Origin of the sequence: Allobosea lupini, assembly GCF_900109525.1 — a bacterium.
GTDB classification, from domain to species: Bacteria; Pseudomonadota; Alphaproteobacteria; order Rhizobiales; family Beijerinckiaceae; genus Allobosea; species Allobosea lupini.
On the sequence record NZ_FOAN01000009.1, the window covers coordinates 85,266 to 96,967 of the forward strand.

Annotated in this window: 8 protein-coding genes; 7 read left to right on the plus strand and 1 reads right to left on the minus strand. The window is 68.4% G+C overall.

Annotated features, from left to right (window positions below; translation table 11 throughout):
- Positions 1-5: 5 nt before the first annotated feature.
- The 6 genes from BMZ21_RS23530 (at position 6) to recN (ending at position 8,192) form a co-directional block, all read left to right on the plus strand.
- The gene (locus BMZ21_RS23530; protein ID WP_244543979.1) at positions 6-926 is read left to right on the plus strand and encodes a cell division protein FtsQ/DivIB; all 921 of its coding nucleotides are present in this window, start codon (positions 6-8) and stop codon (positions 924-926) included.
- Positions 923-2,248: a cell division protein FtsA gene (gene ftsA / locus BMZ21_RS23535; protein ID WP_091840459.1), complete on the plus strand. Its 1,326-nt coding sequence runs from the start codon at positions 923-925 to the stop codon at positions 2,246-2,248. Before BMZ21_RS23530 ends, ftsA begins: the two co-directional genes overlap by 4 nt.
- 129 nt (positions 2,249-2,377) lie before the next feature.
- Positions 2,378-4,087: a cell division protein FtsZ gene (ftsZ, locus tag BMZ21_RS23540; protein WP_091840462.1), complete on the plus strand. Its 1,710-nt coding sequence runs from the start codon at positions 2,378-2,380 to the stop codon at positions 4,085-4,087.
- Between the two features lie 329 nt (positions 4,088-4,416).
- The gene (lpxC, locus tag BMZ21_RS23545) at positions 4,417-5,364 is read left to right on the plus strand and encodes a UDP-3-O-acyl-N-acetylglucosamine deacetylase (protein ID WP_091840464.1); all 948 of its coding nucleotides are present in this window, start codon (positions 4,417-4,419) and stop codon (positions 5,362-5,364) included.
- A gap of 168 nt (positions 5,365-5,532) precedes the next feature.
- A complete protein-coding gene (locus BMZ21_RS23550; RefSeq protein ID WP_091840466.1) occupies positions 5,533-6,447 on the plus strand; it encodes an outer membrane protein assembly factor BamD in 915 nt (304 codons plus the stop codon).
- 56 nt (positions 6,448-6,503) lie between these two features.
- On the plus strand, positions 6,504-8,192 hold the full coding sequence (gene recN, locus BMZ21_RS23555) for a DNA repair protein RecN (RefSeq protein ID WP_091840468.1): 1,689 nt from the start codon (positions 6,504-6,506) through the stop codon (positions 8,190-8,192).
- Between the two features lie 121 nt (positions 8,193-8,313).
- Here recN and aidB read toward each other — a convergent pair whose 3' ends face one another.
- On the minus strand, positions 8,314-9,132 hold the full coding sequence (gene aidB / locus BMZ21_RS23560) for an AidB family quorum-quenching N-acyl homoserine lactonase (protein ID WP_091840471.1): 819 nt from the start codon (positions 9,130-9,132) through the stop codon (positions 8,314-8,316).
- A gap of 233 nt (positions 9,133-9,365) precedes the next feature.
- Between aidB and BMZ21_RS23565 the strand changes: the two genes are divergently transcribed.
- Positions 9,366-11,468 carry a DEAD/DEAH box helicase gene (locus tag BMZ21_RS23565; protein WP_091840473.1) on the plus strand — a complete coding sequence of 701 codons (2,103 nt, stop codon included), beginning with the start codon at positions 9,366-9,368 and terminating at the stop codon, positions 11,466-11,468.
- The last annotated feature ends 234 nt before the right edge of the window (positions 11,469-11,702 follow it).

The following is an 11,702-nucleotide window of genomic DNA, read 5'->3' on the forward strand; positions in this document are numbered from 1 at the left end:
AACCGGTGTTCACCGGGTCCAACCTGCCGATGCGCGTGACGGGGCCGCAGCTCCTCGTCGGCGAGCGCTCGCGCCGCTGGTTCCGCGGCTCGCGGCGCAGCGCCGTTGCGGTGCCGCTGGCCGAGCGGCTACCGAGCGGCCTCGGCTCCTTCCTGGCGATCGGCTTCCTCGTGCTCACGGGCGTGAGCGGCGCCATCCTGGGCGGCCATTACGAGAGCTTCCGCGAGAACTATGGCGAGCCAAAGCATGCCATCGCACGGTTCGTGGGCCTCGGCATCGACCGCATCACCATCTCCGGCCTCAGCGGCCTCTCCGAGATCGAGGTCCTGGTCGCCGCCGGCATCGACCCGAAGATCTCGCTCGCCTTCTTCGACGCCGACGAAGCGCGCAAGCGGCTCGAGGCGACGCCGATGATCCGCGAGGCCTCGGTCCGCAAGCTCTATCCCGGCGAGATTGCCATCAACCTCACCGAGCGCGAGCCTTATGCGCTCTGGCAGGTCAAAGGCGATCTCTTCCTGATCGCGCAGGACGGCACGGTGATCGACAAGATGGACGATGGCCGCTTCGCCTATCTGCCGCTCGTCGTCGGACCCGACGCCAACAAGCGGGCAAAGGATTACATCGCGCTGCTTGGCGAAGCCGGCTCCTTCGGCTCGCGCATCCGCGCCGGCAGCCTCGTCGCCGGCCGGCGCTGGAACCTGAAGCTCGACACCGGTGCCGACATCAGGCTGCCGGAGCAGGGCGCCGGCGCCGCCCTGAAGCGCCTGGCCAGCCTCGAACAGGACTTCCGAATCAGCGAGAAGGACCTGATCGCCATCGACATGCGCCAGCCTGACCGGGTGACCATGCGCCTGACCGAAGAGGCCGCGACGACGCGGTTCGAGCAGCTCAAGAGCAAGACCAAGAAGAAGGGCGGCGAGGCATGAGCTTGACCTCGCAAGGCCTGACCCCGCGGATGCGTCCGCTCTCGTCGCGCAAGAGCGCGACCTTGTCGATTCTGGACATCGGCACGAGCAAGGTCGTCTGCCTGATCGCCGAATTGAACCCGGCCGAGGCGAACGAGCGCCTGCGTGGGCGCACCCATGTCGCGCGCATCATCGGCATCGGCCACCAGCGCTCGCTCGGCCTCAAGGGCGGGGCGATCATCGACCTGGAAAGCGCCGAGCGCGCCATCCGCGCCGCCGTCGACGCGGCCGAGCGCATGGCCAAGGTCGAGGTCCAGTCGGTCATCGTCAACCTGACCGGGGGCCGGCTGAACTCACAGCACTATCAGGCCAGCGTCGATCTGCGCGGCGGCTCGGTTGGCGACTCCGACGTGAAGCGCGTGCTCGCCGCGGCGGCGACCCATGCGATCCGGCCGGGTAAGGCGGTGCTGCATGCGCTGCCTACCGGGTACGCGCTCGACGGTTCGCCCGGCGTGCTCGATCCGCGCGGGCTTATCGGCGGAGCGCTCTCGGTCGACATGCATGTCGTCGCGGCGGAAGCGGCGGCGGCGCGCAATGTCATGCTCGCGGTCGAGCGCTGCCATCTCGAGGTCGAGGCGGTCGTGGCGAGCCCCTATGCGGCGGGCCTCTCCGTCCTGGTCGACGACGAGGCCGAGATGGGCGTCGTCGTGGTCGACATGGGCGGCGGCACCACCTCGCTCGGCGTCTTCTCCGGCGGGCACCTGACCCATGCCGACGCGATCGCCGTCGGCGGCAACCACATCACCATGGACGTGGCGCGCGGGCTCTCGACTCGCGTCTCCGCGGCCGAGCGGCTGAAGACGCTGCACGGCTCGGCGATCGCCAGCCCGTCCGACGAGCGCGACATGATCGCGGTGCCGCAGGTCGACGACGACGAGCGAGACACGCCGAACCATCTGTCGAAGTCGCATCTGGTCCGGATCATCAAGCCGCGCGTCGAGGAGATCCTCGAACTGGTGCGCGACCGGCTGAAGGCCTCCGGCTTCTCGGCCGAGGCCGGGCGGCGCGTCGTCCTGACCGGCGGTGCCTGCCAGCTCACCGGCATGCCGGAAGTTGCGCGGCGCGTGCTGGGCGGCCAGGTCCGCACCGGCCGCCCGCTCGGGATCAAGGGTCTGCCGGAAGCGGGCAAGGGCCCGTCCTTCGCGGCGGCAGTCGGCCTGCTGGTCTACCCGCAGGTCGCGCATGTCGAGCATTTCGAACCGCGGGCGGGGGCGTCCTTCTTCGCCCATGCGACCGATGGCTACTTCTCCCGCGTCGGCCGCTGGCTGCGCGAGAGCTTCTAGAGTTGCGGCCCGCGCGGCCGAAAGGCGGCGCGGACCGGGGTGAGTACGAGCAGAGCGGGGCTTAAGGCCCCTGGCGTGGAAGACGGGACGGCCCGCCAGGAGCCGGACAAGACAGTGAAAGAGGCAATCATGGCGATGAACCTGCAAGCCCCGGACATCCGGGAACTGAAGCCCCGGATCACCGTGTTCGGTGTCGGTGGCGCCGGCGGCAATGCCGTGAACAACATGATCGAGGCCGGCCTCGACGGCGTCGATTTCGTCTGCGCCAACACCGACGCGCAGGCGCTCGCACTCGCCCGCGCCCCGCGCATCATCCAGATGGGCCTCCAGGTCACCGAGGGCCTGGGCGCAGGCTCGCAGCCGGAAGTCGGCCGCGCGGCCGCCGAAGAGGTGATCGACGAGATCCGCGATCATCTCGCCGGCGCCCACATGGTCTTCATCACCGCCGGCATGGGCGGCGGCACCGGCACGGGTGCAGCTCCCGCGATCGCCCGCGTCGCCCGCGACATGGGCATCCTCACCGTCGGCGTCGTGACCAAGCCGTTCCAGTTCGAGGGCCAGCGCCGCATGCGCATGGCCGAGGCCGGCATCGGCGAGCTCAACGAGGCCGTCGACACGCTGATCGTCATCCCGAACCAGAACCTGTTCCGTGTCGCCAACGAGAACACCGGCTTCGCCGACGCCTTCGGCATGGCCGACCAGGTGCTCTATTCCGGCGTCGCCTGCATCACCGACCTGATGGTCCGTCCCGGCCTGATCAACCTCGACTTCGCCGACGTGCGCGCCGTGATGCGCGGCATGGGCAAGGCGATGATGGGCACCGGCGAGGCCCAGGGCGAGAAGCGCGCGCTCTCGGCGGCCCAGGCCGCGATCAACAACCCGCTGCTCGACGACGTCTCGATGAAGGGCGCGCGCGGCCTGCTGATCTCGATCACTGGCGGGCGCGACATGAAGCTCTACGAGGTCGACGAAGCCGCCACCCGCATCCGCGAGGAGGTCGACTCCGAGGCCAACATCATCGTCGGCGCCACCTTCGACGAGGCGCTCGAAGGCACGATGCGGGTTTCGGTGGTCGCCACCGGCATCGACAAGCCGATGTCCGCCCAGGGTGAGCTCGACCCGACCGAAGCCCGGATCGCCGAGGTCGCCGAGCGGCTGAAGGCCGAGGCCCGGCTGCGTTCGGCCGTCCCGAACATCCGCACCTCCGCCTCGGTGCCTGCTCCCGCGCCGATGCCGGCTCCCGCCGCCGATACCATGATGCCGGAGCCGGTCCGCGCTCCCGCGCCGGCCCCGGTCAGCTTCGCTGCCGATGTCCGCATCGAGCCGGCCCAGCCGCGCCCGGCGATGGTCGCTCCGCCGGTCGTCGAGGCGCCGCCGCCGGAAACCTCCCTGCCGCATCACGAGGACAGCTTCATTCCGCCGATGCCCGAGCGTGCGGTGATCCGCCCGACCCGCATGCCGCGCGTCGAGGACCTGCCGCTGCCCGCCCAGCACCAGATCGCGCAGAGCCGCGGCGCGGTGCCGGCCCCTGCGCCGGCCTCGGTCGAGCAGAAGCGCATGTCGCTGATGCAGCGCCTCGCCTCGGTCGGTTTCGGCCGCAAGGAGGACGAGTATGCCGAGGCGCCGATGGCGCCGCCGGCTCCCGCCCCGCGCCAGGCGCCGCCGGCTCCGGCCGCTGGTCCCAGCGCCGCCCATGCCGAGTTCATGCGCCGCCCGCCGGTGCCTGCGACCCGGCCGGCCCAGGGCCAGCTCGACCAGCTCGGCCGCGCCGCTCCGGCTCGCAACACGGAAGAGGACCAGCTCGAGATCCCGGCCTTCCTGCGTCGCCAGTCGAACTGAGCTTTCGAACCCGGCTTTGCTGGCCGGTTCAACCGGTTTAACAAAAGGCCCGGCGGCATTGTCCGCCGGGTCTTTTTTAACGTCTGAAAAACCATATACATCAAGCAGATGGTTAAGATTTTCTGGCTTTGTAACGTCTGTTACAGAGCGAAAGAAAGCGTGATTTTGAAGCCGATGCGCCTGCGCGTATCTTGCAGCGCATCACCGGGTAAGGGGATTCGGGATTAGTCCCGAGTTCGCTGCACATCAGGGAACCGCATCGATCGTCGAAGAGGTTGCGCCGCGAGGCGCCGGCCCAGAGATCGTCGCGCTTGAGATCGGATACTGAGATGATGGCTGAACGGCAGACGACCCTACGCTCGCCCGTGACCCTCCAAGGCATCGGCGTTCACTCCGGGGCTCCCGCCTGCCTGACCTTGCGGCCCTCCACTGCGAATTCCGGCGTCGTCTTCCTGCGCAAGGGCCTCGAAGGCGGCCATGAGCAGCTGATCCACGCCCGCCACAACAAGGTCAGCGCTACCGAGCTGTGCACCGTGATCGGTGACCAAGCTTCCGGTTCCGTCGCCACGATCGAGCATCTGATGTCGGCCTGCGCCGGCCTCGGCCTCGACAATGTGCTGGTCGAGATCGACGGTCCCGAGATGCCGATCATGGACGGCAGCGCCGCCGAGTTCGTCACCGCCATCGAGGCGACCGGCCTCGTCGCCCTCGGCGCGACCCGCCGCTATCTCAAGGTCCTGCGCCCGGTCCGTATCGAGCAGGGTCGCGCCTTCGCCGAGCTTTCGCCGTCGGAGAGCGGCTTTCGCCTCGACGTCGAGATCGACTTCGACACCAAGGCGATCGGCCGCCAGCGCAAGATCTTCGATCTCGACCCGGAGGCTTATGCCCGCGAGATCTCCCGCGCCCGCACCTTCGGCTTCATGCGCGATGTCGAGCAGCTCTGGAAGGCCGGCTTTGCGCTCGGCGCCTCGCTCGACAACACTGTCGCGATCGGCGACGACAAGGTGATCAATCCCGAAGGCCTGCGCTACGCCGACGAGTTCGTGCGCCACAAGGTCCTCGACGCGGTGGGCGACCTCGCGCTCGCCGGCTACCCGATCCTCGGCGAGTTCCGTTCCTATTGCGGCGGTCACCGCATGAACGTCCGGATCCTCGAGGCCCTGTTCGCCGACCGCGCCAATTACGCGATCGTCGAGGCCCAGCCGGCCTTCGCCCACCATGCGGTGCAGATGGCGGCCGGCCCGGTGCCTGCTGCGCTCGCGCCCGACCTGCACTGAGCAGGGTATTACGCGACGCCACGCCTTGCATTCGCCCGTTTCCTGTTGGAAACGGCGAACGCACTGCATGAAGCGCCCGTCACGCTTGGCGAATAGGCTGCTTCTGAGCTAAAGCCAATTCGCGCGCTCTTACCGAAGGGCGTCACAAGGACGGATGAAGTGAGCGTCATGCGGCTGAAGACAATCAACTCCGGCGAAACGACCAGCGGCGGCAAGCGCCTTGTGTTGGCCTTTGCCCTTGCGGCCGCGCTCGGCGGCTGCGACACGATGAGCGCGCTCAACCCCTTCGATCGCCCCGAGACCTACAAGCCCGAGGTGGTGGCTGAGGTTCCGGCCGACAAGCTCTACAATGAGGGCCTCGCCCGTCTCCAGAACGGCGACACCGAAGGCGCGAACAAGAAGTTCGACGAGATCGACAAGCAGGCGCCGTTCTCGCCCTATTCGAAGAGGGGCCTGATCATGGCCGCCTACTCGAATTACGAGGCGCAGAAGTACGACGACGCGATCACGGCCTCGAAGCGCTTCCTGGCGCAGAACCCGGCGAGCCCGGACGCGGCCTATGCGCAGTACATCCTGGCGATGTCCTATTACAACCAGATCCCCGATGCGACGCGCGACCAGGAGCGCACGGATCAGGCGCTGCGTGCGATGCAAGAGCTGCTCGACCGCTATCCGAAGTCGGAATACGTGCTCGACGTGCGCGAGAAGATGCTGGTCGCGCGCGACCAGCTCGCCGGCAAGGAGATGAATGTCGGGCGTTTCTATCTCGAGAAGCGCAACTACACCGGCGCCGTCGGCCGCTTCCGCGACGTCATCACCAAGTATCAGACCACGCGGCATGTCGAGGAGGCGCTGATGCGCCTGACCGAGGCCTATATGGCCCTCGGCATCACCAACGAGGCGCAGACCGCCGCGGCGGTGCTTGGTCACAACTTCCCTGACAGCCCCTGGTACAAGGACGCCTATACGCTCCTGGAGAGCGGCGGCCTGCAGCCACGCGAGGATCGCGGATCCTATATCAGCCGGGCCTTCAACGGCTTCACGCGCGCTGTCGTCGGGTTGACCGGTCTCGGCCGCCTCTGAGGCGGCCGGTGTCCCGGCGAGGTCATCTGCAGCCGGCACAAGGGGGCTGAGTCGCCATGCTCGCTCAGCTCTCGATCCGCGACATCGTTCTGATCGACCGGCTCGACCTGGGCTTCGAGGACGGGCTCAGCGTGCTGACCGGCGAGACCGGTGCCGGCAAGTCGATCCTGCTCGACGGCTTCGCGCTGGCGCTGGGCGCACGCGGTGACGGCGGCTTGGTGCGCCATGGCGAGACGCAAGGCCAGGTCAGCGCGGTCTTCGACCTGCCGATGGCGCATCCGGCGCGGGCCCTCGCCCAGGCGCAGGAGATCGACACCGACGGCGACCTGATCCTGCGGCGCGTGCAATATGCCGACGGGCGCACCCGCGCCTTCGTCAACGACCAGCCGGTCAGCGTCCAGATCCTGCGGATGATCGGCGCGGCGCTCGTCGAGATCCATGGTCAGCACGACGACCGCGCTCTCACCGACCCGGCCCAGCACCGCACCATCCTCGACAGCTTTGGCGAACTGACCGCGCAGTCGGCCGAGGTCGCCCGTGCCAGCGAGACGCTCAAAAAGGCGCGCCAGGCCCTGCAGAGCCAGCGCATGCGGGTCGAGACTGCGCGCAAGGAGGCCGATTTCCTGCGCCATGCCGTGGCCGAGCTCGGCAAGCTCGCCCCCGAGCCAGGCGAGGAGGACGCGCTCGCCGCAAAGCGTCAGGGCATGATGGCTGCCGAGAAGGTCGCTCGCGACATCATTGAGGCCTATGAGGCGGTAGGCGGTACCGCTTCGCCAGTTTCCGCCCTGTCGGGCGTGCTGCGCCGGCTGGAGCGCCGTGCCGCCCAGGCGCCGGAGCTGGTCGACCCCTCGATCGCGGCGCTGACCACGGCGGTGGTCGCGCTGGAGGAGGCAGGGGAGACGCTGCAGGCAGCGGTACGCGCTGCCGAATTCGATCCGCGCGTGCTGGAGCGCGTCGAGGAGCGGCTGTTTGCGCTGCGCGCGGCCGCGCGCAAATTCGATGTCCCGGTCGATGCGCTGGCGGCGCTGGCGCAGACCATGGCGGCAGACCTTGCTGCGCTCGACGAGAGCGAGGGCTCGCTGAAGCGTCTGGAGGCGGAGCTCGCCGAAGCCGAAGCGGCCTATGTCGCGCTCGCGACGGCCTTGTCCGCAGGGCGCATCAGGGCCGCTTCGGCGCTTGATGCGGCGGTGAAGGCGGAATTGCCGCCGCTCAAGCTGGAGCGGGCGCGTTTCATCACGCAGATCGACAGCGACCCCGATGCGCGCGGGCCGGAAGGGCTCGACCGCGTCGAGTTCTGGGTCGAGACCAATCCAGGAACGCGGCCGGGGCCGATGATGAAGGTCGCCTCGGGCGGCGAACTCTCGCGTTTCATGCTGGCGCTGAAGGTGGTGCTGGCCGAGCGCGGCTCGGCCCCGACCCTGGTGTTCGACGAGATCGACACCGGCGTCGGCGGCGCTGTGGCGGATGCGATCGGCGAGCGGCTGGCCCGATTGGCGGCGCGGGTCCAGGTGATCTCGGTGACGCATGCGCCGCAGGTCGCGGCCAAGGCCGGCCAGCATTTCCTGATCGCCAAGTCGGCCGATGGCGGGGAGGGCGCCGATGAGCGCACCGTCACCCGCGTCTCGGCCTTGCAGGATGGTACGCGGCGCGAGGAGATCGCCCGCATGCTCGCCGGCGCCTCGATTACAGAGGAGGCGAGGGCGGCCGCCGGCAAGCTGCTCGATGCGGCCGGGATGCGCCGCTAGCAGCGGTTTTTGATCGAGTTCGGCCGCGCAAACCGTCATTGCGAGGAGCGCAGCGACGAAGCAATCCACGATGGCTCGCTCGACTGCCCCTGGATTGCTTCGCTTCGCTCGCAATGACGATTCAGGCCGGGATCAGCTCGTATCCCGTGCCGGTCGCGACCACGCGTCTGAACCCTTCGATGTGGCCGCCCGAGACGAGCCAGCTTTCATCCGCTGCGCGAGCAAGGATGGCGCGGCGGGAGGAAAAGGCGGTAGCGGCGTCGAAATCATAGACGAAGCCGATCCCCGGATCGGTGGCCTGCAGATCGGAGAGATGCAGCGCATCGCCCCAGAGCAGGAGGCTGTGCTCGCCTTCGATCAGGTAGCCGCTATGGCCGGCGGTATGGCCGGGGAGCGGGATCAATGTGATCCCGGGTTGCACGATGCCAGCCGGGGCAGGGTGGATGCGGCCAGCATAGTGCTTCTTCACCGCTGCCGTGACGGCGAAACCGCCTTGCCGGTTCTGTGGCGTCGTTGCGCGGTTGGTCTCCTCGCCGAAGAAACCGAAATCGGCGTCGGGCACGATGATCTCGGCATTCGGGAAGCGGGCGCGATCGCCGTCGAACAGCCCGAGCGCATGGTCGCCGTGCAGATGCGTGATCAGGACACGTTGGATCTGTTCGGGTGCAATGCCGGCGCCAGCCATGGCGGCGGGGGCATGGCCCATCGCCTCGCCCCATGAGGGGCCGGTACCGGCGTCGATCAGGGTGATCCCGCTGGCGCCCTTCAGGACGAAGCAGTTGACGGGTATGCTGACCTTCGGCTTGCCCCAGCGCGCCACGGCCTCGTCGCGACCAGCCTCGCCATCGGCATGGATCAGAACGTCGAGCGGCGCCTCGAAGATCCCGTCGTGGATCGTGAGCACGTCGTAGGCGCCGACGCGTCGCCAAGTCTCGCCCATCTCCACAGACCCCCGCTCCAGTGTGTTATGCTTAGACCATGCAGCTCTCGCCGCCGACAACGGAGCGGGCGGCATGGCCGGCATCTGCTGCCGCATACGGGATGGACCGATGCTGCATTCCCTTTTCCTGCGATTTCCTCTATGTGCAGCGCAATATCGCGGTGCCGCGTCCGGCGCCGCCCCTCGTTCTGCGTGCTGCCGACCCGCCAGCTGCAATCTAAGGCCTGACATCGATGTCCTTCATCTCCACGAGTGCGCCGCTGGCGCGGGCGCTCGCCGACCGTAATTACAGCGAGCCGACTCCCGTCCAGACCGCCGTGCTGGAAGGGGCGGCCGCCGGCCGCGACCTGCTGGTCTCCTCGCAGACCGGCTCGGGCAAGACCGTGGCCTATGGCCTCGCCATCGGCGCCGACCTGCTCGGCGACGCCGAGGCCCTGCCGCGGGCCGAACGGCCACTGGCGTTGATCGTCGCGCCGACGCGCGAACTCGCCCTCCAGGTCCAGCGCGAGCTCAGCTGGCTCTACAAGCAGACCAATGCCCGCGTGATCTCCTGCGTCGGCGGCATGGATCCGCGCCGCGAAGCGGCCCTGCTCGACGAGGGCGCGCACATCGTCGTCGGCACGCCCGGCCGTCTGCGCGACCATATCGAACGCCGCCGCCTCGATGTTTCGGGCCTGCGGGCGGTCGTGCTCGACGAAGCCGACGAGATGCTCGATCTCGGCTTTCGTGACGATCTCGAATTCATCCTGAAGTCAGCGCCGGAAGAGCGCCGCAGCCTGCTGTTCTCGGCGACGCTGCCGAAGGCGATCATCGCCCTGGCGCGCAGCTATCAGCGCGATGCCCTGCGCATCGAGGTCGCCGGCGGCGAGCGCGGCCATGCCGATATCGAGTATCGCGCCATTCGCGTCTTCCCGAAGGAGGCCGAGCTCGCTGTCGTCAACCTGCTGCGTTTCCACGATTCGCCGACGGCGCTGGTGTTCTGCAACACCCGCAACGCGGTGCGCCATCTCGAGGCGATCCTGCTGGAGCGCGGCTTCTCGGCCGTGGCGCTCTCGGGCGAGCTCAGCCAGAGCGAGCGCAATTCGGCGCTGCAGGCCTTGCGCGACGGCCGGGCCCGCGTCTGCGTCGCGACCGACGTCGCGGCGCGCGGCATCGACCTGCCGGGCCTGACCCTGGTCATCCATGCCGAGCTGCCGAACGATCCCGAGGTGATGCAGCATCGCTCGGGCCGTACCGGGCGCGCCGGCAAGAAGGGCACCAGCGTGCTGCTGGTGCCGGCCTCGCGCCGGCGCAAGGCCGAGATGCTGATCGCCGAAGCCAAGATCGAGGCGAGCTGGGCCGGCCCGCCGACGCAGGACGAGATCCGCGTGCTCGACGAGCAGCGCCTGCTGAGCGACCCCATGCTCTCCGGCGAGGCGAGCGAGGATGATGCGACGATGGTCGCAGCGCTCCTGGCGGGGCGCTCGGCGGAGGAGATCGCAGCGGCGCTGGTGCGGGTCTACCGCTCGCGCCTGCCGGCAGCCGAAGAGGTCGGCGACCCCAACTTCGGTCGTGACGAGCGCCGCCCGGCGCGCAGCAATGAAGATTATGCGAGGCCGCGCGAGCATGGCGGAGCCGAGCGACCGGAGCGCCGCGAGAGGTCGGGTCCGCGCGGCGATACCGTCTGGTTCCGCCTGAATATCGGGCGCAAGGACGGGGCCGATCCGCGCCAGCTCCTGCCGATGCTGTGCCGGCGCGGCAAGATCACGCGCGACGAGGTCGGCGCGATCCGCATCTTCGACAAGGAGACCAAGGTCGAGATCGATGCCGAGGTCGCGGAGCGCTTCGCTCAGCTCGCCAGGGCTGTCGACCGCGACAAGATCATCATCGAGCCGGTTACCGGCGAGGAGGAGCGTCGCCCGGCCAAGCCCTTCGCCGAGAAGGCGAGCCATGCGCCGCGCAGCGCTCATCCGGTGCGTGAGCGCGACGAGCGTTCGTCAGCCCCGGCGCGGAAGCCCTATGAGGGCAAGGGCAAGCCGTTCGGCGCCAAGCCCTATGATCCGACGCGGCGCGATCGCGAGCCTGCCTATGAGGAAACCGCGATCCTCCGGCCGGAGCGCTCCTTCGACAAGAAGAGCGATCAGGGCGGCAAGCCGTTTGCCGGCAAGTTCAAAGGCGGCAAGTTCGAGGGCGGCAAGAAGCCTTTCGGAGCTCCGCAGGGCGGCGAGCGACCGGCCGCCAGCGATGCACGGCCTGCGGGCAAAAGCTTCGGCGACAAAAAGCCGTTTGGAGCCAAGAAGCCTTTTACCGGCAAGAAGCCTTTCGGAGCGAAGAAACCACGCCGCGACGACCGCTGACGCGCCTTGTCGCCATGGTCGGGCTTGCCCCGACCATGGCTGTCTTCTTTCGCCGAATGTGCCGTTCCAGTCATGGATGCTCGCCCCAAATGGCGAGCATGATGAGCTGAATCAGCGCAAGCCGAGGAAAGACAGGATCGCCAGGACGACGACGACAAGACCGACGATGTAGATGATGTTGTTCATGGTGGAGCCCCCTCCGGTTGCGGTGCCGTCGCATCTGCACGGCTGACG